This window comes from Streptococcus nasisuis (genome assembly GCF_040836615.1).
Taxonomy (GTDB): Bacteria; Bacillota; Bacilli; order Lactobacillales; family Streptococcaceae; genus Streptococcus; species Streptococcus suis_V.
This window is the reverse complement of record NZ_CP162268.1, coordinates 1,469,182-1,489,857: the sequence shown is the minus strand read 5'-3', so window position 1 is coordinate 1,489,857 and position 20,676 is coordinate 1,469,182. Positions and strand designations below refer to the sequence as shown.

Here is a 20,676-nt window from a genome sequence, read left to right as displayed (position 1 = left end):
AATGTAGTTTTTCTAAGGACAAATTATTCCCCTACCAATTCGGAAATGTCCTCAATAATCTCAAACTGCCAACCTTTTTCTTGATAGGCTGCAATCTCGTCAGGACTGTATGGGAAGGTATTGATGAGAACACCATCTAAACCGAGCGCTTGCGCAATGGCAATATCAGAAGTCAGGTCATTACCAACAAAAACAGTCTCAGCAGGATCCAACTGATTTTCATCTAAGACACCCTGTAAAAATTCAGGTTCAGGTTTTTTTATCCGATAATCAGAAGAAATATAGATTTGTTCCATAAACGCTGCGCAACCCATGATTTCAATTTCAGCCTGTGTAAAGACCCGTTGCGCATTGGACAAAATAAAGAGACGCGCTCCTTCGTCTTTGAGTCGCGCAAGGGTCGATAAGGTATTTGTATAAGTCTCTAATTTCTCGCGGGACAAGACTCTAAACACAGTCGCCACCATTTGACCAAAGGTTTTCAAATCCGCTGGCGCCATTTGAGTCGGACGACGGTATTTTTCATCTGTCAGCAATTGGATAAAAACTTTTTCCAAGTCAATTTCCACATACTGGTAGGGACTAATCCGTATCAAATCAAGCTCCGCCTCACTAGCCGCTTCTTGAAAGGCACTGCGCAGCTGACGAGCCCCGTAGGTGCAACCAAAAGAATGGTAAATCGCTGCCAATTTCTCCCACAATTCCAGCTTATTTTCATCCGTTACAATATCTACCAAGGTACCATAAAAATCAAAAATGTAATTCTTGTATCTTTTCATGAAATTTTCTCCACTTGACATTATATACTATTATATCGAAAGATGAAATCGTTTGCAATAGAAAAATCACAAACCACGTAAGAAAAAATAAAAATTTCTATAAAATTTCTACAAAACTCCATTTCTTGTTCTCTATCAAGGTTTTCACCTATTCATTGGTTTATACTGAAGGCAAATAAAGAATTTGGAGGAAATCTTATGCAAGCCTATATTTTAAAACAGAAAAAGACCATCACAATCATCAGTGGTATCTTGATTGTGATGGGATTGTTTGCGCATTTTCTATGGAATAATGAGCCCATATACACGACCAGCTTTATTATCGCTTCCCTTATCGGAGTAGCGCCGATTGCCATTCAGGCCTACCAAGCTGTGAAAGTCAAGGTTATATCGATTGACGTTCTGGTAACGATCGCCGTTTTGGGGGCTTTTGCCATTAAAAGCTACGACGAATCTGCTATCGTCACCTTTCTCTTTTTGTTCGGTGCCTTGATTGAGCAATATACCCTCAACCAAACCCGCTCTGCCATCAAAGAATTAACCGAATTGGCTCCTGATACAGCATTCCTACAAGTAGCTAATGGAATGTTCGAAGAAATTGACGTTGACGAGGTTGAAAAAGGTGATATTTTACTGGTAAAAACCGGGGGCAAAGTTCCGGTTGACGGTCAAGTCATCTGGGGACAGGGGCATATCAACGAAGCTGCCATTACTGGTGAACCACTCCCCGTCAGCAAAGCCACAGGAGCATCTGTCTACGCAGGGACTATTCTTGAAAATGGAACCATTCACATCCGTGCCGAAAAGGTCGGAGAAGATACCACGTTTGGTAAAATCATCGAATTGGTTGAAGAAGCCCAAGATTCTAAATCAGAGGCAGAGCGCTTTATTGACCGTTTTTCAACCTATTACACTCCTTTTGTACTGCTCCTCGCCATTTTAGTCGGACTTGTGACTAGAAATATCGACCTCGCCATTACCATTCTCGTCTTGGGCTGTCCCGGCGCCTTGGTCATCGGCGTTCCTGTTTCAAATGTTGCTGGAATTGGCAATGGTGCTCGGCATGGCGTATTGCTCAAAGGTAGCGAAGTCATTCAGCAATTTAATAAAGTAGATACCTTTGTCTTTGATAAGACAGGGACACTGACCATGGGTAAACCTGAAGTTTCCGACGTTCGAACCTATGGAAATGCGGATGAGGTCAAAGAGGCTCAAATCTACTTATACAGCATGGAAAGCCAATCAGACCATCCTCTGGCCAAAGCTATTCTAACCTCTTTTGAACAGATGACACCTCTCCAAATCGAACACGCTCAGGTCATCAAGGGTGGCGGTATTGTTGGTCAATACAAAGACAAGATTATTCGTGTCGGAAACCCAGAACTCATGCGCCAAGCAGGATTAGCTATTTCTAACCAAGTTGCTCAAGATATTGCTCATTTTGAAAAAGCTGGAAATTCCTTGGTACTGCTGGCCATCAATCATCAGATTAAACTGCTCTACGGCATTCGCGACCAAATTCGTCCCGGTGTCAAAGAGGATTTGCGACAGTTGAAAGCTTTGGGAGCGAAACAACTTATTCTACTTTCAGGTGATAACCAAGCTACTGTCGATACTGTTGTTGCTGATTTAGACTTGGATGCTGCCTACGGAAATATGTTACCGGAGGACAAGGCCAACTACATCCAACAGTTGCAAAGTCAAGGGCATACGGTAGCCTTCATTGGCGATGGCATTAACGATAGTCCCTCATTGGCGCTAGCGTCCGTGGGAATTGCCATGGGAAACGGGACAGATGTTGCTATCGAAACGTCAGACGTCGTCTTGGTCAATTCGCAAATCACTCGCCTGCCACACGCTTATGGTCTGGCTAAGCAAACCGCGCTCAATATGAAAGAAAATATTCTCATTGCTATCGGTGTGGTTCTCATTCTTCTTGCCAGTCTACTCTTCAGCTCTTGGATGAGTATGTCCATCGGCATGCTAGCACATGAAACCAGCATTCTCGTAGTCATTCTGAACGGTATGCGACTACTCCGCTATCGCATAAAAAAATAATGAAATCGTGCAAAACTTAATAGCCATCAAGTTTTCCCATTTCAGAAAAGAGTATAATCAAACTAGAAAAACAAAGGAGGAACTGATTATGTCCAAAGCCATTCTCACTCTCGAAACCCTTACCTGTCCATCTTGTATGCAAAAAATTGCGGCAGCTGTTAAACAAGTCAGCGGTGTCAAAGCAGATACTGTCAAGATTTCCTTTAACTCCAGCAAGCTCAAGGTTGATTTTGATGAACAGCTAACAAGTGCCGAACAAATCCAACAAGCCATTGAAAAAATTGGCTATCCCGTTTTAAAAACAAAGGTAAAGGCCGCATAAGGCTAGAAAGGATGCAACCATGACCCCATTTCAACGCTACATTGTAGAACATGCAGAAACATTGGATTTATACACTACTACTATCACTCGTGCACACGGTGCCAATCATCCTGAGGTCTTTCAAGTCCGCGATTTGTATCAAATCATCAAAGAGAAAGCAATTTCGGATCAGTCTCAGCTCGATTTGGATCAAGAATTTGCGAGCCTAGACCAAATCACCCAGCATTATTTTATTCCCGATGACGTCTGCCAAACTTTCGCTGGAACCTATCAGATGCTTGCAGAGGCCCGTCATTTATATCAAGCCAGTTAAGCAAATTTATGCTACAATGACTTTAGGAGCCTTTCTTCATAGTTTTCAACAATCCCAAGGAGTATGACCATGTCTCAACACCTGTGTGTCAGTTTAGTGCCTTTATTTAACCAATTACCCCTCGAGGAACAGCAAAAAATTGGCCAATTAGCCCATCATCAGACTTTTCAAAAGGGCGAAATCATTTTTTCACCGACTTCCCCTACCCAGTTGTCCATCGTGGCGCAGGGGCAAATGAAGGTCTACCGTCTGGCTACAAATGGGAAGGAACAGCTCTTGCGCGTGGCTGAGCCCGGTCAATATGAAGGAGAAAGCCAGTTATTTGGGACTGAAAATGAAAATCTTTATGGAGAAGCATTGCAAAAGACCGTCATTTGCATGATTTATCAATCTGATTTCCAGCAATTACTCCAAGAATACCCTCAACTCAGTCTCAAACTCCTATCCATTCTGGCAGAAAAGATGACAAAGGTTGAGCAACAAACCCAATTTCTCACTATGGAAAAAATCGAGGAACGATTGGCTCTCTATTTACTAGACCTATCTAAAAGCCTCAACGATAGTCTCTCCGTCACCATTCCCATGACCATGAAAGAATTGGCAGCCTATCTCGGAACTACCCCTGAGACCCTATCTCGTAAGCTCAAGTTCTTCGAACAACAAGGCTGGATAGAGCGAAACAGACGCCAAGTTACCCTACTCCAACTCGAAGAACTTGAAGACCTATAATAAAATAGAACCCCTGACCTGAGATAAATTACCATCTACAAGTTAGGGGGATTTTGTGTGAAAAAAATGACTATTGATTCTTACTCAAATTCTTTTGAAGCTTGTCATACCATCCATACCACTTCACTTCATACTCCTCCCCAGTGATAATGCGATTGAGCCGGTCGCTAGGTTTATAGATCCCTTGATTTCGACATTCAGCAACACAGCGCCTATACAGTTCCCAATCAAGTTCATCCTCATCCCACACTAAGGGCAGATGATTTATCCCATTTGAAAGAGCAGCAACCGCGCGAGTATGACCATCAGTGAGTATCAAAACGCCATCTAACCTTTTTATTGGCAGGGGTTGACACAATGAGGGATGTTGCAACTCAAATCATCCACAAACTGCTTTCAATTTTTGCTTAGAAATATACAATTGTGACGATTGAAGGTCTGTTAAGCTTATATCTGATAATTAGTGAGTGTAATGAGTCATCAATTGTTACCTGTTCTATAATTATTGTTTATTAGTATACCATAGTCAGAAAAAACCTACCACAAATGTGATAGGTTCTTTCATATATAAAACTTGATTATTTCAAAGTTACGCTAGCGCCAGCTTCTTCAAGCTTAGCTTTGATTTCTTCAGCTTCTGCTGTAGCAACGCCTTCTTTAACGACTGCAGGTGCACCGTCAACAAGTTCTTTAGCTTCTTTAAGGCCAAGACCTGTGATTTCACGTACAACTTTGATAACGCCAACTTTTTTGTCGCCAGCAGATGTCAATTCTACGTCGAATGAATCTTTAGCTTCTTCAGCAGCACCACCAGCTGCAGCAACAGCTACAGGAGCAGCCGCAGTTACACCAAATTCTTCTTCGATAGCTTTTACAAGGTCGTTAAGCTCAAGGATAGTAGCTTCTTTAATTTCAGCAATAATGTTTTCAATGTTCAATGCCATTGTGATTTTCCTCCAATTTAGGTTTTTAAATAGTTTGTAGCACTAAGCAGCTACGCTCTGACGCGATTTGATTAAGCTGCGTCTTCTTTTTCTGCAACAGCTTTGATAGCGTATGCAACGTTGCGAACTGGTGCTTGAAGTACAGAAAGCAACATAGAAAGCATGCCTTCGCGGTTTGGCAATGTAGCAAGTGCTTCGATTTCTTCTTTAGAAGAAACTTTACCTTCTACAGCTCCACCTTTGATTTCAAGAGCATCAGCAGTTTTCGCGAAATCGTAAATTGTTTTAGCTGGAGCAACAGCATCGTTTGAGAATGCTACTGCAGATGGACCTACAAACAATTCTGCAAGACCTTCAAGACCAGCTTGCTCAGCAGCACGACGCAAGATTGAGTTTTTGATAACTTTGTACTCAACTTCTGCACCACGCAAGTTACGACGAAGAACAGTATCTTGCTCTACAGTCAAACCACGCGCATCAACCACAACGATAGATGTTGCAGCTTTCATTTGCTCAGCAACGGCATTTACTAATTCCGCTTTTTTAGCGATAATAGCTTCACTCATTTTTTTACCTCCGTTTTTATTTTGGGCTAGGCACAAAAAAAATCGCACCTAAACCTAGACACGAAAGTACAAATACGTTTATAAATCAATAATCGTTTTGTGCCTCGGTAGGATGTTTATGAGTCTAGCTCCCCTACTGTCTTAGGTCAGTTTTTTCAAACCTCAATTATGATAACATAGTCTAGTTTAGAATGCAAGAAAAATATCTCTATTTTTTATTTTTTGTTAGATTTCACTCAGAATAGCGTCCCAGGCCTGGTCATAGCCATGTCGAGTTTCAGATGAAAAGACGACAAACTGGTCATTCTTATCAAAATCCAATTTCTTTTTGATAATAGATTCATGCTTGTTCCACTTGCCACGTGGAATTTTATCGGCTTTGGTAGCAACGACAATGACTGGGATTTCATAATATTTTAGAAATTCGTACATCTGAACATCATCGGCAGATGGCTCATGACGCATATCTACCAGACTAACCACCACGCGGAGATTATCTCGACTGGTCAGATATTCCTCAATCATCTTGCCCCACTTGGCGCGCTCAGTCTTGGAAACCTTGGCATAACCGTAGCCCGGCACATCAACAAAACGGATTTTATCATCGATATTATAAAAATTCAGTTGCTGGGTTTTACCAGGTTTGCCTGACGTCCGAGCCAGGTTTTTACGCCCCAGCAAGGTATTGATAAAGGACGATTTTCCAACATTTGACCGTCCAGCCAGGGCAATCTCAGGAATATCATCATCTGGGTACTGGGCCTTTGAAACTGCACTCAGTAAAATCTCTGCATTATGGGTATTGATTTCCATATTTTCCCCTTTCTCTGAAAAAGGAGGCGGTCAATTGACACCTCCTGATGAATTTTAGGCAGTTTCTAGCTCAGGTTTTCCTTCACCGTCTACTGCTGCTTTTGTCACGCGAACCTTCTTGACATCGTCTTGACTCGGCACTTCAAACATCACATCCAACATGGTCTCTTCGATGATAGAACGAAGTCCACGTGCACCAGTTTTACGCTCAATGGCTTTTTTGGCAATTTCCTGCAAAGCATCTTCTTCAAATTCCAACTCGACATCATCATAAGAAAGCAAGGTCTGGTACTGCTTAACAAGAGCATTTCGAGGCTCTGTCAGGATACGCACCAGGTCATCCTCAGTCAATTGGTCCAGAGCTGCAAAGACAGGCAAGCGACCAATCAATTCTGGAATGATACCGAATTTCTGAATATCATCCGCGATAATGTGCTGCATGTAAGAATCTTTTTCTTCAATAGCACGGTTGTTTTGACCGAAACCAATGATTTTCTCGCCCAGACGCTGTTTAACAATTTCTTCAATGCCATCAAAGGCACCGCCAACGATAAAGAGAATGTTCTTGGTATCGACGTGAATCATCTCTTGGTTTGGATGTTTGCGTCCGCCCTGAGGTGGCACGCTGGCAACCGTTCCCTCGATAATTTTCAAGAGAGCTTGCTGGACCCCTTCGCCGGATACATCGCGGGTGATGGACACATTTTCACCTTTTTTGGCAATTTTATCAATTTCATCCACATAGATAATCCCTCTTTCTGCACGGTCAATATTGAAATCCGCCGCCTGCAAGAGTTTGAGGAGGATATTTTCCACGTCCTCACCGACATAACCTGCCTCAGTCAGAGCTGTCGCATCCGCAATGGCAAATGGTACATTGAGACTTTTAGCCAAGGTTTGGGCCAAGAAAGTCTTACCAGAACCAGTCGGACCAATCATCAGAATATTGGATTTTTGCAAGTCCACATCATTCTCATCGTCCCGCGTATCCTGGAAATTGATGCGCTTGTAGTGGTTGTAAACTGCTACTGCCAAGGCACGTTTAGCACGGTCCTGACCGATAACATAATGGTTGAGAATATTGAGCAATTCCAGTGGTTTTGGCGTATCAGCCAAGTCTGTCAATACTTCCTCAGCCAACTCCTCACGGATAATTTCCTGGGCCAATTCCACACATTCATTACAGATAAAGACATTATTTCCTGCGATGATTTTTTTTACTTCTTCTTGGTTTTTTCCACAAAATGAGCAATAAATTAACTCGTGTGTATGCTTAACAGCCATATTTCTCCTCTTTCATCCCCTTATTTAAATAGAACACCATAGACGGCGTGAATGCTATTAACCAGATTGGTAAATGCATTCAACAAAAATAAAATAGCTAAACCAAATCGTTTCTTTCTAAAGGCTTGAATCGCACAAAGAACACATATTCCACAGAGAAACGCTGTAAATAAACCGAATAAACTTCTCTCCATGCTTAACTTTCTCTTCTTTCATAGGTATTTATTGTAAAATCATACGGGTTTTTCTCATCTTTTGGACGTAAATTGGCGCTTTGTAGCTGAAATTTCTCCATAGGAAATGCTTTCGGAAAATACACATCGCCATTAAATTGACCGTGAATATCTGTCACTATTAATGTTTCAATGTAAGGTGCAAAGGCAGTAAAAATTTGTCCCCCACCAAGCACAAATAGTGTCTGCTCCTGTTTGTTATACCAATCTAGGACATCTTCCACACTGTGTAAAATGGTAACACGTTCACTCTCTAGTTGATAGGTTTTATCCGTTGTCAAAACGATGGTGTGACGATTGGGAAGTGCACGGCGCCCCATGCCATCAAATGTCACCCGTCCCATGACCATAGCGTGACCCGTTGTTGTTTCCTTGAAATGCGCTAAGTCTGCAGGCAAGGACCAGGGCAGTTTGTCTCCCTTACCAATCAATCCCTGCTCATCCCGAGCCCAAATGGCAATGATTTTCTTTGTCATTTTCTCTCACTTTCCGTCCTATCATTTTATCAAATTTCAAAAAAAAATGCACTTTCCAAGTAGGGTCTGTGCATTTTTTAGAAAAGGATGCTACGTATGTTGAAATACCTGATGAGAACAGCCATCTCGGTTAATTGGGAAATAAAAGCTGTTAGCAAGCAAGTCTCTTCTTAAATTGCTAAATCAAACTAAAGTTGCTGTAACATTCTGAGAGAATGTTACAGGTTATAAATAGGGGCTGTTGGTAAACAGCCTTCAACTTAAATCGCCAAGTCGAATTTTAACTGCTTTCACAGTCTGGGAATAGACTGTGAAAGGTTGGAAATAGGGACTGACGGTAGTCAGTCCACATATCAAATTGCCAAGTCAAACTTCAACTGCGGACTAACTGGCTTTGAAGGTCTGGGAGACCTTCGAAGGTTGGAGATAAGAAGAACAGAGTTCTTCGCATCTATTCCTGTTAAATCGCCAAGTCGAATTTTAACTGAGGTTTAACAGGAATGTAGTCCACCAATTCAAAATCTTCTGGTTTAATGTCGAAGAAATTGGTGCCGTCAGGGACATTTAGTACCAAGTGCGGCTCTACTTCTGACGGTGTACGGCGGAGGAGTTCTTCTGCTTGCTCAAATTGATTGTCGTAGATATGGAGGTTGTTGATGAAATAGAAAAACTTCCCTAGCTTCCAACCAAAATGCTTGGCAATCATCATTTGAAGGGCTACATACTGCATGGCATTGATATGATGGGCTACCAACATATCATTTGACCGTTGAGTTAGAGTTGCATCAAGATAAATCTCCCCATCCACTCGTCGAACGTCAAACATGGTTTGAAAGGCACAAGGTAACAAACCTGCGGATTGGTCGAAGGCCTCGTAATCCCACAAGGAAATCACATTGCGGCGGTTCCAAGGATTTTCTTCCAATTGCTTAATAATTTTGGAAATAATGTCGTGTTTCTTCACAATGGCACCATAACGTTCACCGATGGTCCCTGTTCCATCTACTTCCCAGTCATTCCAATATTGAACACCGTATTTTTCCTGCAAGACAGACAGGTCATTGGTTTGGTCTTGGTAAATCCAGAGAATTTCTTTAATGGCGGATTTAATCGGAATTGGTCTTAGTGTGGTAATGGGAAACTCCCCCTTGGCCAAATCGTACTCAGCAAAGGAACCAGTAATATACTTGGAGTTAGCAATGTTTCCATTCTTGTATCGTGGACGAGCATTTTCTGAAGAAACGCCCTCTTCCATAATCTTATGAATGTTTTCTTTAAAAATACTATCTGCTTTCGTCATGGTCTTAGTATAGCAAACTCTAGCAAAAAACTCCAGTTTTGCACCGAAGTTCTCATTTGAAAAAGAATGAATAAACATTAAGTTGGAACAATCCAGCTAGGGCAGTTACTAGGCTAAACAGTATAAAATACAAAGCAACCAAGACAATACTCAACAATATCTGACGAATATTTTTCATATAAATAGCCGTTGGTAAGCTAGCTAGACCGAAAAAGGGAATGATGAAAAAAGCTAGTTTGAAATTCGCATTTACAAGATTGAACCATTGCCCTATTGGTAAAAATAGCATGATTACGAGAAAAGCAGCAATACTATAGAGGACAATATTTAGCCGTCTTAATAGGGTCATATTCATAAATAACTCCTTCTATGGACCGAAGAGAACATAGCCCACGCCAAAGAACAAGGGGAAAGAAATGATCAATAGAATACTGATGATACCCGTCCAAAGTTTTTTGTAATAGATCGACAAGATGAGAATAAGCGCCCCAAATATTGGCAAAATCATCATGGTCGCTACGTTGCCCCAACTAGACGGGAAAAACCAGTCACGAATCCAATAATCAAGGAAAAAGGCAGAGAGTAAAATCAAAAGCCCGACTATAGTTAGATAATCAATCAGTTTAGATATGTTTACTTGTTTCATAAACCGACACCCCTTTCTCTTTACACTTTCATTGTACACTTTTTTACCGTTTTTTCAATATATGTATATAGAGAAACTGTGACGGCGGAATCGAAAAAGCAGGGGAATGCCCTGCTTTCATGAACCTAGTTATAACCTAGAGCAAGCTTATACTGCTTGCGTGCCTCTGAATAGCTAAATTTGTTAGCATAGTCAAGAATCGTCTTAGACAATTCCTGCCGATCTTCTAAAGGTAAATTTGCTAGATTTTTCAAGGCTTTCACAAGATCTTCCACACTATCGAAACCACATTGTTGGTAAATATCCAATTCTTCTAAAACTTGATTATGTCCAAAATCAACCCTGGAAAGTATAGGTATCAAGCCAAGTCCAAGACATTCTACCATTGCGTTAGCAAACATTTCACTAAGAGAACAGGATAGATAAGCACAATATTCTGACCGTGGTATTTGACTACTAGGGACAAAGCCTTTGAAAATCACGTTGTCTGGAATCGTGTGCTGTTCTTTTAATGCTTGAATTGCTTCAACCCGACCTCCATAAATATGAAGCTCTAAGTCAGGAACTTCTCTCATAGCCTGGATTGCCATAGCCACTCGTTTGTGATCATATATATTACCAACCAGAAGTAGCTTATTGCTCTTCAAGCCTCTAGGCGGCTGCTGAGCTACTTGAATTGCAATAGGAGGAAGGAACTCTGCATGAATGCCATCTTTAGCCAGTGGCTCAATAATGTAGGGACTAGCAACAAAAATTTCTTTTCCAAGTTTAATATTGTAGCCTTCGACATTCTTTTGTGAAAAGTAATGGTTGTAATGAAGGATAAAGCGATAGGTAATGCCTTGATCTTGACAAAATTTTTCTAACGTCTGGCTAATAAACTGGTCGTTTAAGACAATATCTTGATTAGGAACAATTCTCTCTGACAAAAAGTTCACAAATAGATCGATCATGGTCCATTTTTTACCTTGGAAAAAATAGTAACACTCTTTATCTTCAATTCTCCCTTGTAGGACAATATTGCCATTTTTATCGTAATAACAGAAGCTGTCATCCGAAAAATTGGTAAAAAATGGCTTTTCAAAAACAGAAGTTACTGACTTTAACTCCAACTTCAAACTTCGTTCAATGATGGATAATATATTTCCTTCAGCAGTTAAGTTCAGGTCATAATAACCCTCCTCAGTCGTATACAACTGAGTAGATATTTATCGAATTTGACCGCGGAGCTACAGAGAGACTAACTCGTTTGTAATAGTAAGTTACTACAGTTACGCCTTCCGCAACTGTACCAGTTTCAGCTGTATCAACCCTGGTGAATTCATACGGCACAGGGTTTTCTTCAAGATCAACAAGATCAACTGGTTTGGTATAAACATAGTGCTGGACATAATAGACTTGACCATTAGCAATCTCTAGCCGAGGAGTAACAACACCTTCTTGCGTCACTATGTTAGAGATAATAAAGTTTTGTTGCGCATTTGTGACAGCTTCGGATTCAACTAGTTGGGAAGTTGTAGTATCAAAGCCTCTCTCTTTTGCATAGCGGTCGCTTAGGAATTTACCATCCAACTGAGGATCGGTCAGCGGAATATACACATCCAAGGCTTCTGCCGCAACTGTTGCTTTTCCGTTTACAATTGGACTTGTTTGACCTGTCAGGGTATTAAAAGCTTCTAACGGCGCAACCCTCATAGTAGCAATCCGTGAGTTGTTTAAATCCCTATCTGCAGTCGTATCGTATTTAAGATCTTTTGGTTCTGTGGTCACCTTGGTATCTATTATGTTGCCTTTGTAGTCCTTTGTTGTGGTGGTTGTTTCGATTGCTACAACCCCTTCAGCAACAGTTGAACCTGTCAAAATTTCTTGACCAGTACTTTCATCTACATAGCGTGTTATAACTTTACCCTTGATTTCTCGTTGGCTCTCTTCCACTGTATTGGCAGGTTTGACGGATTCTACTGGTAGTACTTCTGGTTCAATTTTTTGGATAATTGGTTTAACTTCTACAACTTTTGGCCTGTAATAATAGGTGATGGTCTGTACTTTTTGATTACTGCTTCCGACTTCTTGCCCTTCTACACGACTGAATTCATATTCAGCTTCAGGTACGATAGCTCTAGATGGTCTTGTATAGGAATAACTATAGTCTGTATAATCCCTCGTACCATATATGGTAGTATTATTACCTGTTCCAATTTCTACAATCGTTTGCGAAGATTCATCAAATCCTTCATTACGAACGTGATCCAGTGTTTCAGCAATATTATCAGGATCCCCTGGGTTACTTGGAGAATAGATACGAACACGGCTAGTCACACTATCTAATAAACCTTGAGCTACATTATTTTCAACAAGGCCAGTTTGCTTGGTCTCAGGGTTAATCCAATGTGTTGCAACAGTCCGCTTCTTAGCAATCTCTACTTCTTTGACAATCTTATCTGCTTCAGTACTGTAGTCAAAGCTAGCAGGAGTACTCGAAATTTGGGTGTCTACAGTATTGCCCAAGGAATCCTTAGTTACCGTCGTCTTCTCAAGGGCAATAACTCCTTCTTTTACAATGGTTTCAGGAAGAATTTCTTGACCTGTCACTTCATCGATATAGCGAGTAATAACTTTACCCTTGATTTCTCGTGTTGACTCTTCAGTCGTATTCGGTACCTTGCGATAGATGTAAGTTACATGGTTTTCACCCGGTAAGACCTTACCAGATACCGCTCCATCGACAGAAGAATATTCGTATAATGCACCTTCAAACTCGATTCGATCAGGTCTTAGATTGCTTGCATCGTAGCTTGCATTGGTTTCACGCTTGGTTTTTTCAATATTTGAGATTCCATCGGTAATCGTTTCGGTCTGTTCAGTGAAGCTTACAATCGTGTTTACTAAAACTTTTGATGGTGCAATTGTCACACCAGCCTCATCCACAAAATGCACATTTACTGTACCTGTTTCAAGAAGGGGCTCGAGTTCTTTACGAGTTACAACAGGTTGAGTTACTTTGCGGTAAACATAGGTAACTTCTGTTTCACCTTCCACAACTTTGCCTGTTTCATTGCCCGTGACTGATACATATTCGTATGTTTCACCATTGTATTCCAAGCTAGTCGCTTTAACAGCTGCAGCGTTGTAAGTAGCATCGCTGACTACTTTATTTTCTTTAGTTTCTTCAACACCGTCAGTTGTCACTTTGGTACGGAAGGTTGTCGAAATAATGGCATTTACCAATTCTTTAGACTCTGCAAGTTTATTGCCAGCCTCATCGACATAATGAACTGTGACCTTACCTGTTTCTTGGATTGGTTCAAGCTCTTCACGAGTTACGACAGGTTGAGTTACTTTACGGTAAACATAGGTAACTACCGTTTCACCTGCCACTACTTTGCCTGTTTCGGTACCTTGAACAGCCACAAACTCGTAGGTTTCACCATTTGACTCCAAACTAGTCGCCTTAACAGCTGCAGCGTTGTAAGTAGCGTCGCTAACTACTTTGTTTTCCTTAATTTCTTCAACACCGTCAGTTGTTACCTTGGTACGGAAGGTTGTTGAAATGATGGCATTTACCAATTCTTTAGATTCCGCAAGCTTATTGCCAGCTTCATCGACATAATGAACTGTGACCTTACCAGTTTCTTGGATTGGATCAAGCTCTTCACGAGTTACGACAGGTTGACTCACTTTGCGGTAAACATAGGTAACTTCTGTCTCACCTGCCACAACTTTGCCTGTTTCGCTACCCTTAACAGATACATACTCATAGCTTACCCCATTAAACAAAATAGTATTGACTTTAAGTGCAGAAGTATCATAGTCAACCTCAGTAGGTACAGTGTTTTCTATGACTTTTTCTACACCATTGATTGTCACTTTAGTACGATAAGTGGTGGAAACAACTGCGTTTACTAGCTCTTGGGAATCAGCTATTGTATTCCCCTCCTCATCAACATAGTGAACTGTTACTTTACCTTTAGTCTCCTGTGACTCAGATATCAAATCTGCTGAAGTTAGAGTATTGGGGCTTGTTGGTGTTTCTGCAGGTACAGATGCGATTTCTGGATAGTATCCAATATATTCCCAACAAGGATCTGATTCAGGAGTATGAGTAAAGCGAGAATTAAGTTGAAGGGTTACATTTTCAACCAAGTCAAGGAATGTTGTAGAATTTGCAAGAATTGGAGTAGAAACACCTACACCTCCTGCAACTAATAGTGCAATCGCAACATGTTTACCAGTTTTACGGTTCTTAAACAATAAGTATCCGCCAAAAGTTAGCAAACCTAATCCTGCTACTGCAATGGTTTTGGATCCGACCAAGCCTGTTTTTGGTAAATTAGATTTTCTAGGTATTCCAGTAACCTTCGAGACAGGTTGATTGTTTGGTGTAAGTGGTAAAACAGGAATGCTAGAACCAGGTGTAGGTGGAGTCGTAACGTTCGGTTCAATTGGTTTAGGATCAATAGGAATTACTTGGCAATCTCCAGTTGATTTATATACAGCAACAAAACCAGTAATCCATTCAAAATTCCCAGTCTCTGGATTGATCCATGATAATTGTTCATCAATCATTCCAGATTTAATGTGTGCCTTCTGTTCTTCCGTTAATTCATTGTAATCGACTCTGCTAATCGTAGCATCTATCGTTCGATTGGTTTGAACTGCTTCAGAAATACCTACTTCATTTGCAGAGACTAAAGATGAGCCGGCAAGTACACCAACTGTCCCCAATAGAGCGACTCCAAGGCCTTTTACAGCCTTGTGTTTACGAAAACCATACTTATGATTCTTTTCCATTATTTAACCTCCCATAAACATACGAATCATGATAGCGTTTATACACCATTATGTTTATACACCATTATATCATTAAACATCAATATTTGCAAATAAAGAATGTATATACAATCGATCCTTCACCTTCTTCAATCATTTAGCTGTATTGAATTTTTGAAAGGAGTAATATAAAAAAAGCAGAGATACCCCTGCTTTCCAAATTTATTTCAAAACCAATGACGCTGCACCAATAACCCCGGCATCATTACCAAGTGTTGCAAGAGCCAACTTAGTTGATTCCTTAATCGGTGGGAAGACTGTCTCTTCAAAGACCTTGCGAACACCGTCCAACAGGAAATCGCCTGCAGCTGATACACCACCACCGATGACAATGTAAGCTGGGTTTAGCGTCGCTGCAATGTTGGAGCAAGCTGTTCCTAGATAGCGAGCAAAGTTGCGGTAGACAATCTGAGCTAGGTCATCACCTGTTTTTGCTAAGTCAAAGACATCCTTAGCTGTCACATCTTGACCATCATCAATGAGTTTCTTCAACTCAGAATCACCAGCATACTGGGCTGCATAACGGCGAGTCAAATTGACAATACCTGTCGCTGAGGCAACCGTCTCCAGGCAACCTGGCTTACCACATGTACACATGATAGGATCTTCAAAATCAACCGTCAAATGGCCAAGTTCGCCACCTGCACCGCGTGATCCGCGAATCAGATTTCCAGCAGCAACAACGCCACCACCGACACCAGTTCCCAGCGTCATGAAGACCACGTCAGGATTATTCTCGCCGGCACCGACCCACTGCTCACCCAGAGCTGCTACGTTGGCATCATTGTCAATAAAGAAAGGCAAACCAAGTGCTGTCTCAAACTGTTCACGGACCAGCTGCAAGGTCTTCCAGTTGAGGTTATAGGCACCAATCACAGTACCAGCTTTGCTATCGACCACGCCAGGAGAACCCATACCAATTCCCAAGAAATCATCCTTGGTCAGATTGTGGCTCTCAAAATGATCTTTGATACTCTCGATAATATCCGGAACGATATGGCTGCCCTCATCCAAAATGTTGGTCTTGATGGACCATTTTTCCTGGATTTCGCCAGCAGTCGTTAAAATAGCCAATTTGACAGATGTACCGCCAAGGTCAATACCGATAATTTTCTTTGACATAATCATTACCTCACTTCATTTTCTCTATTATACCACAATGCAAACCTTTTCGTAAAGCCCTTTCAAACAACTTGTACGGACAATTTATCTAAAAAGATAAATCAGAACTAGAAATTGAATATGGAGAACAAAGCGCCCAACACTCAGCAACATAGCAGCTATAAAATTAGTTCCTTCCTTGGTCCCATTGAAGAGAAAAAGCGTAGAAATAAAGGTAAAACCAAGGGCAAAACCAATCATCTGGAAGGCATGGTAGCTTTGACTGTAATAATAAAGGGTTACTGCCAGCACAAGCATTGCCAAAAATGTCAAACTCAGCCGCAGCAGGTTCATCTTTTTGGTTTTCAGAAAGCTATAAAGGGCTGAAACCAATGTGACCAGTAGGTAAAGGGCCATGTAGCCTATGATAAGAGTTTTCATCCTAGCCCTCCATCTCACTCAAATACTCAAAGCGCTCGTACTTCTCCAAGAGCTGCTCATTTTTCTGGTCCAGCTCCTTCTGCAGGTCCGACAATTTGGTAAAATCACTGCCACAGGTCAACATTTCCGCCTCAATGGCTTCGATCCGCTCCTCCAAACCAGCAATCTCATCCTCAATGGTTGCCCACTCCTGCTTCTCAAAATAGGACATCCGCTTCTTGTTCTCTCTGACCTTCTCGATTTTCTCCTTTGGTTTTTCCAAAGAAATAGCAGAGCTGGAAGCCAAAAAGGCCTTTTCATCCAGATAGTCCGTGTAGTTTCCAAAGAAGGTCTGGATACCACCGTCTTCAAAAGCAAGGATTTTATTAGCAACCTTGTCCAAGAAATAACGATCGTGGCTGACGGTGATGACAGGACCAGCAAAACCTTGCAAGAAATGCTCCAAGACTGTCAAAGTCGCTATGTCTAAGTCGTTTGTCGGCTCGTCCAGAAGCAAGACATTAGGCCGTTCCAGAAGGATTTTCAGCAGATAGAGCCGCTTTTTCTCCCCACCAGACAATTTTTCAATCAGTGTACCGTGGGTATTACGCGGAAAGAGGAACTGCTCCAAAAGTTCAGCAATAGACACCATGCCCGATGTGGTCTTGGCTTCTTCTGCCACTTCCTGCAATAAATTGATGACCCGCTTGCTCTCGTCTAATCCACGAATATCTTGAGAAAAATAACCGATACGAACCGTTTCTCCGATGTCTACCTTGCCTGCATCAGCCTGCAAGTCGCCTGCAATCAGATTGAGCAGGGTGGATTTGCCCTTACCATTATCACCGACGATGCCGATACGGTCCTTGTTTTGGATTAGCAGGCTAAAATCCTGTAGAATCGGCTTTCCAGGATAAGAAAAGCTGACCTGCTCAAACTGAATAACCTTTTTACCGATTCGGCTGGTTTCAAAATTGATTTCAAGACTTGAGTCATCAATAGTTTGATGAACCTGGTTCTTGAGGTCATGGAAACGATTGATACGGGCTTGTTGCTTGGTGGCACGAGCCTGGGGCTGTCTCCGCATCCAGGTCAACTCCTGCTTGTAGAGCTGTTCTTTCTTGTGACGGAGAGCTGCATCCCGCTCGTCCTGCTCCGCTTTTAATCGAACATAGTCCTGGTAATTCCCCTGATACTCGGTCAAACCGGCCTTGTCCAATTCAAAGATGCGTGTGGCAATATTGTCCAAGAAATAGCGGTCATGGGTGATAAAGAGGACAGACTTTTTGGTGTTTTTCAAAAAGGTCGTCAACCACTCAATGGTCTCAATATCCAGGTGGTTGGTCGGCTCATCCAAAAGTAGGAGGTCGTCATTTCCCAGAAGAACCTGAGCCAGCTGTACACGGCGACGCAGGCCGCCAGATAAATCCGCCACCTTGCTGGTCACATCCTGTAATCCTAATTTTGACAGAACCGTCTTGACTTGACTTTCGATTTCCCAAGCATTGAGGGCATCCATCTCTGCCATGACTTTTTCAAGTTGAGCCTGACTCTTATCGTCATAATTTGCCATGAGCTGCTCGTATTGGCGAATAAGCTGGATTTCTCGCAAATCGGATGACAATACCGTGTCCAGAACGGTATTGCTCTCATCAAAATCAGGCTCCTGGGTCAGATAGGCCATCTGAAAATCATTCTTACTGGTAAAGGGTGAAATATCTCCATCGAAACCAAGCTTGCCTGAAATCACATCCAAGAGCGTTGTTTTACCAGTGCCATTGACCCCTATAATCCCAATGCGGTCGCCTGGGTGGATGATAAAGGAAATCTTTGAAAAGACGGTCTTGTCGCCGACAGACTTAGTCAAATTTTCAACGATAAAATCACTCATTGCTTAAAAACTCCTTTACAAAAGCCATAATGTCCTCTTCTCTGTTGGCCAAATTCCCCTCGACAATCTCATACTCCACTGCATTTAGGACCTGACCCAAGAGAGGACCAGGCTTGATAGCTAGATTCTTCATAATCATGCCACCATTCACAACAATCTCATGTCGTTCATGGATAATCAAGTCCTTATCGAGTTGAGCAATCTCTTCAAAATCAACCGAGAGCCCCAGAGCCTGACGCAGGTTTTCGACCAGTTCAATCATTGTCCTACCGTATTCGTAGGCCATCTGCTTGGTCACTGGTCCTGTCTGGCGGTGCTGATAAATTTCCACCAATTGCACGACCGTCCGTTGAAATTCATTGCTGGTTTTCCATTTTTTGAGGAAGGACTTGATGTTGTCCACTTTCAGACAGACAAAGAGCATGGCCCAGGCCTGTTCAGAAGTTTCAAAGATGAAATCTGCCTGCAAGCTAGATAGCATTTTCTTCAATTCCTGCCCTTTTCCAGCCAAATCTGGTAAAAAATCAAAGGCTTTGGAATCAATCATAGCCTGCAGCCCCTTGCGCCAATGGGGTGCCGTCAGCAATTTATCAAATTCGATAAAAATGCGCTCAACAGAAATTTTGTCCAAGAGCGGTGCTGTTGCCTGCATGGCCTCAAATGTTTCTGGTTCAATCTCGAAGTTCAGACTAGCTGCAAATCTAAAACCACGCATGATTCGCAGGGCATCTTCATTGAATCGCTCTGCAGGGATTCCTACCGCTCGCAAACGCTTCTGCTCCAAATCTTCTAGTCCAGAAAACAAGTCGATGACCTGAGCATGTTCATCCAAGGCAAAGGCATTGACTGTAAAATCACGGCGTCTGAGGTCTTCTTCTAGTGAACGGACAAAAGAAACCTGGCTAGGCCGGCGGAAGTCCACGTAATCCTCCTCCGTCCGAAAGGTCGTAATTTCGTACTCCTTATGCCCTTCCAGAACCAAGACCGTTCCATGTTCAATCCCCACATCAATGGTCCGTGGGAAGATTGCTTTGGTCTCCTGCGGATAGCTGGATGTTGCAATGTCCACATCGTGAATGGTTCTTCTCAAAATGGCATCGCGGACCGATCCGCCCACAAAATAGGCCTCAAAACCTGCGGCCTTAATTTTCTCTAAAATCGGCAAAGCCTCCTGAAATTCAGAAGGCAGATGTGTTAATTTCATAATAAATGTTCCAAACCATATACAAGTTGCTGGCGTTTGACAACCTCTTTGATACCGAGATTGACACCGCTCATGAAGGAGACACGGTCATAAGAATCATGACGAATAGTCAATCCTTCTCCCTGGGCACCGAAAATCACTTCTTGGTGGGCAACCAGACCTGGCAAGCGAACAGAATGAATACGGAATCCATCAAATTCTGCACCACGAGCTCCGGTAATCAACTCGTCTTCATCGGCTGCACCCTGTGGCTGCGCCTGACGGACTTGCGAAATCAACTCGGCAGTCTTAATAGCTGTTCCACTTGGTGCATCCTTTTTCTTGTCATGATGCAATTCGATGATTTCCAGATTAGGGAAATACTTGGCAGCCTGTGCTGCGAATTGCATGAGCAAGATAGCCCCGATAGCAAAGTTTGGCGCGATCAAGCCACCCAAGCCTTTTTCAGCAGAAAGTGCAGTCAGTTCGTCGATTTCTTTCGGTGTAAATCCAGTCGTTCCAACTACTGGCGCAAAGCCATTCTCCAAAGCAAAGCGTGTGTTTTCATAGGCAAATTTTGGCGTGGTGAAATCCACCCAGACATCAGCATCTAGCTCTGCAACTTCTTCTTTTGTCTTAAAAACTGGCACGCCGTCCACTTCTGTCTCAGTGGCAAATGGGTCTACCAAGGCAGCTAGACTAAGGTCTGCGTCTCCCTTGACCATCTCAACCGCTGTTGAGCCCATTTTTCCCTTAAAACCTGCAATAATTACCTTAATTGTCATGTA

The 20,676-nt window shown here is 42.2% G+C and carries 20 protein-coding genes and 1 other annotated feature; of the genes, 4 read left to right on the top strand and 16 right to left on the bottom strand.

Annotated elements, in window-relative coordinates; genetic code table 11:
* Window positions 1–23: 23 nt before the first annotated feature.
* Window positions 24–779: an HAD family hydrolase gene (locus AB1F57_RS07535; protein ID WP_167785541.1), complete on the bottom strand. Its 756-nt coding sequence runs from the start codon at window positions 777–779 to the stop codon at window positions 24–26.
* Window positions 780–977: 198 nt separating this feature from the next.
* Here AB1F57_RS07535 and AB1F57_RS07530 point away from each other — a divergent pair, with 198 nt between their 5' ends.
* The 4 genes from AB1F57_RS07530 to AB1F57_RS07515 all read left to right on the top strand — a co-directional run bounded on the left by AB1F57_RS07530 (window position 978) and on the right by AB1F57_RS07515 (window position 4,201).
* Window positions 978–2,837 carry a heavy metal translocating P-type ATPase gene (locus AB1F57_RS07530; protein ID WP_367985562.1) on the top strand — a complete coding sequence of 620 codons (1,860 nt, stop codon included), beginning with the start codon at window positions 978–980 and terminating at the stop codon, window positions 2,835–2,837.
* 88 nt (window positions 2,838–2,925) lie between these two features.
* Complete coding sequence (locus AB1F57_RS07525) at window positions 2,926–3,159, top strand: cation transporter (protein ID WP_167785539.1); 234 nt, start codon at window positions 2,926–2,928, stop codon at window positions 3,157–3,159.
* A 19-nt stretch (window positions 3,160–3,178) separates the two neighbouring features.
* Complete coding sequence (locus tag AB1F57_RS07520) at window positions 3,179–3,472, top strand: iron-sulfur cluster repair di-iron protein, ric (protein ID WP_105138697.1); 294 nt, start codon at window positions 3,179–3,181, stop codon at window positions 3,470–3,472.
* Window positions 3,473–3,541: 69 nt separating this feature from the next.
* Complete coding sequence (locus AB1F57_RS07515; protein ID WP_174853012.1) at window positions 3,542–4,201, top strand: Crp/Fnr family transcriptional regulator; 660 nt, start codon at window positions 3,542–3,544, stop codon at window positions 4,199–4,201.
* A gap of 578 nt (window positions 4,202–4,779) precedes the next feature.
* Here AB1F57_RS07515 and rplL read toward each other — a convergent pair.
* The 15 genes from rplL to dapB all read right to left on the bottom strand — a co-directional run bounded on the left by rplL (window position 4,780) and on the right by dapB (window position 20,673).
* Window positions 4,780–5,145: a 50S ribosomal protein L7/L12 gene (gene rplL / locus AB1F57_RS07510; protein ID WP_167785537.1), complete on the bottom strand. Its 366-nt coding sequence runs from the start codon at window positions 5,143–5,145 to the stop codon at window positions 4,780–4,782.
* Window positions 5,146–5,216: 71 nt separating this feature from the next.
* A complete protein-coding gene (rplJ, locus tag AB1F57_RS07505; protein WP_167785536.1) occupies window positions 5,217–5,711 on the bottom strand; it encodes a 50S ribosomal protein L10 in 495 nt (164 codons plus the stop codon).
* Between the two features lie 27 nt (window positions 5,712–5,738).
* Window positions 5,739–5,875: a sequence feature (ribosomal protein L10 leader region), on the bottom strand.
* 61 nt (window positions 5,876–5,936) lie between these two features.
* Window positions 5,937–6,524, bottom strand: coding sequence for a ribosome biogenesis GTP-binding protein YihA/YsxC (gene yihA, locus AB1F57_RS07500; protein WP_167785535.1), 588 nt, complete (start codon window positions 6,522–6,524; stop codon window positions 5,937–5,939).
* A 54-nt stretch (window positions 6,525–6,578) separates the two neighbouring features.
* The gene (clpX, locus tag AB1F57_RS07495) at window positions 6,579–7,808 is read right to left on the bottom strand and encodes an ATP-dependent Clp protease ATP-binding subunit ClpX (RefSeq protein ID WP_167785534.1); all 1,230 of its coding nucleotides are present in this window, start codon (window positions 7,806–7,808) and stop codon (window positions 6,579–6,581) included.
* 196 nt (window positions 7,809–8,004) lie between these two features.
* Window positions 8,005–8,517 (bottom strand): dihydrofolate reductase, encoded by a 513-nt coding sequence (locus tag AB1F57_RS07490; protein ID WP_367985561.1) that lies wholly within the window; start codon window positions 8,515–8,517, stop codon window positions 8,005–8,007.
* A 460-nt stretch (window positions 8,518–8,977) separates the two neighbouring features.
* Window positions 8,978–9,817, bottom strand: coding sequence for a thymidylate synthase (locus tag AB1F57_RS07485; RefSeq protein WP_367985560.1), 840 nt, complete (start codon window positions 9,815–9,817; stop codon window positions 8,978–8,980).
* A gap of 52 nt (window positions 9,818–9,869) precedes the next feature.
* Complete coding sequence (locus tag AB1F57_RS07480; RefSeq protein ID WP_167785531.1) at window positions 9,870–10,172, bottom strand: hypothetical protein; 303 nt, start codon at window positions 10,170–10,172, stop codon at window positions 9,870–9,872.
* 12 nt (window positions 10,173–10,184) lie between these two features.
* Window positions 10,185–10,463: a hypothetical protein gene (locus tag AB1F57_RS07475; protein WP_174853304.1), complete on the bottom strand. Its 279-nt coding sequence runs from the start codon at window positions 10,461–10,463 to the stop codon at window positions 10,185–10,187.
* 125 nt (window positions 10,464–10,588) lie between these two features.
* Window positions 10,589–11,659, bottom strand: coding sequence for a glycosyltransferase (locus AB1F57_RS07470; protein ID WP_367985559.1), 1,071 nt, complete (start codon window positions 11,657–11,659; stop codon window positions 10,589–10,591).
* The gene (locus tag AB1F57_RS07465; RefSeq protein WP_367985558.1) at window positions 11,646–15,254 is read right to left on the bottom strand and encodes an LPXTG cell wall anchor domain-containing protein; all 3,609 of its coding nucleotides are present in this window, start codon (window positions 15,252–15,254) and stop codon (window positions 11,646–11,648) included. The genes AB1F57_RS07470 and AB1F57_RS07465 overlap by 14 nt, the downstream gene beginning before the upstream one ends.
* 201 nt (window positions 15,255–15,455) lie before the next feature.
* A complete protein-coding gene (locus AB1F57_RS07460) occupies window positions 15,456–16,415 on the bottom strand; it encodes an ROK family glucokinase (RefSeq protein ID WP_105138701.1) in 960 nt (319 codons plus the stop codon).
* A gap of 84 nt (window positions 16,416–16,499) precedes the next feature.
* Window positions 16,500–16,835, bottom strand: a complete 336-nt coding sequence (locus tag AB1F57_RS07455) for a hypothetical protein (RefSeq protein ID WP_170239277.1) — start codon at window positions 16,833–16,835, stop codon at window positions 16,500–16,502.
* 1 nt (window position 16,836) lies between these two features.
* Window positions 16,837–18,705 (bottom strand): ABC-F family ATP-binding cassette domain-containing protein, encoded by a 1,869-nt coding sequence (locus AB1F57_RS07450; RefSeq protein WP_174853291.1) that lies wholly within the window; start codon window positions 18,703–18,705, stop codon window positions 16,837–16,839.
* Window positions 18,698–19,909: a CCA tRNA nucleotidyltransferase gene (locus AB1F57_RS07445; protein WP_367985557.1), complete on the bottom strand. Its 1,212-nt coding sequence runs from the start codon at window positions 19,907–19,909 to the stop codon at window positions 18,698–18,700. The genes AB1F57_RS07450 and AB1F57_RS07445 overlap by 8 nt, the downstream gene beginning before the upstream one ends.
* Window positions 19,906–20,673, bottom strand: coding sequence for a 4-hydroxy-tetrahydrodipicolinate reductase (gene dapB, locus AB1F57_RS07440; RefSeq protein WP_167785523.1), 768 nt, complete (start codon window positions 20,671–20,673; stop codon window positions 19,906–19,908). Before dapB ends, AB1F57_RS07445 begins: the two co-directional genes overlap by 4 nt.
* Between the last annotated feature and the right edge of the window lie 3 nt (window positions 20,674–20,676).

Excerpts from the sequence above, each read along its gene's own strand:
- AB1F57_RS07535 (WP_167785541.1), bottom strand. The coding sequence starts at position 779 with ATGAAAAGATACAAGAATTACATTTTTGATTTTTATGGTACCTTGGTA.
- AB1F57_RS07530 (WP_367985562.1), top strand. The coding sequence starts at position 978 with ATGCAAGCCTATATTTTAAAACAGAAAAAGACCATCACAATCATCAGT.
- AB1F57_RS07525 (WP_167785539.1), top strand. The coding sequence starts at position 2,926 with ATGTCCAAAGCCATTCTCACTCTCGAAACCCTTACCTGTCCATCTTGT.
- AB1F57_RS07520 (WP_105138697.1), top strand. The coding sequence starts at position 3,179 with ATGACCCCATTTCAACGCTACATTGTAGAACATGCAGAAACATTGGAT.
- AB1F57_RS07515 (WP_174853012.1), top strand. The coding sequence starts at position 3,542 with ATGTCTCAACACCTGTGTGTCAGTTTAGTGCCTTTATTTAACCAATTA.
- rplL (WP_167785537.1), bottom strand. The coding sequence starts at position 5,145 with ATGGCATTGAACATTGAAAACATTATTGCTGAAATTAAAGAAGCTACT.
- rplJ (WP_167785536.1), bottom strand. The coding sequence starts at position 5,711 with ATGAGTGAAGCTATTATCGCTAAAAAAGCGGAATTAGTAAATGCCGTT.
- yihA (WP_167785535.1), bottom strand. The coding sequence starts at position 6,524 with ATGGAAATCAATACCCATAATGCAGAGATTTTACTGAGTGCAGTTTCA.
- clpX (WP_167785534.1), bottom strand. The coding sequence starts at position 7,808 with ATGGCTGTTAAGCATACACACGAGTTAATTTATTGCTCATTTTGTGGA.
- AB1F57_RS07490 (WP_367985561.1), bottom strand. The coding sequence starts at position 8,517 with ATGACAAAGAAAATCATTGCCATTTGGGCTCGGGATGAGCAGGGATTG.
- AB1F57_RS07485 (WP_367985560.1), bottom strand. The coding sequence starts at position 9,817 with ATGACGAAAGCAGATAGTATTTTTAAAGAAAACATTCATAAGATTATG.
- AB1F57_RS07480 (WP_167785531.1), bottom strand. The coding sequence starts at position 10,172 with ATGAATATGACCCTATTAAGACGGCTAAATATTGTCCTCTATAGTATT.
- AB1F57_RS07475 (WP_174853304.1), bottom strand. The coding sequence starts at position 10,463 with ATGAAACAAGTAAACATATCTAAACTGATTGATTATCTAACTATAGTC.
- AB1F57_RS07465 (WP_367985558.1), bottom strand. The coding sequence starts at position 15,254 with ATGGAAAAGAATCATAAGTATGGTTTTCGTAAACACAAGGCTGTAAAA.
- AB1F57_RS07460 (WP_105138701.1), bottom strand. The coding sequence starts at position 16,415 with ATGTCAAAGAAAATTATCGGTATTGACCTTGGCGGTACATCTGTCAAA.
- AB1F57_RS07455 (WP_170239277.1), bottom strand. The coding sequence starts at position 16,835 with ATGAAAACTCTTATCATAGGCTACATGGCCCTTTACCTACTGGTCACA.
- AB1F57_RS07450 (WP_174853291.1), bottom strand. The coding sequence starts at position 18,705 with ATGAGTGATTTTATCGTTGAAAATTTGACTAAGTCTGTCGGCGACAAG.
- AB1F57_RS07445 (WP_367985557.1), bottom strand. The coding sequence starts at position 19,909 with ATGAAATTAACACATCTGCCTTCTGAATTTCAGGAGGCTTTGCCGATT.
- dapB (WP_167785523.1), bottom strand. The coding sequence starts at position 20,673 with ATGACAATTAAGGTAATTATTGCAGGTTTTAAGGGAAAAATGGGCTCA.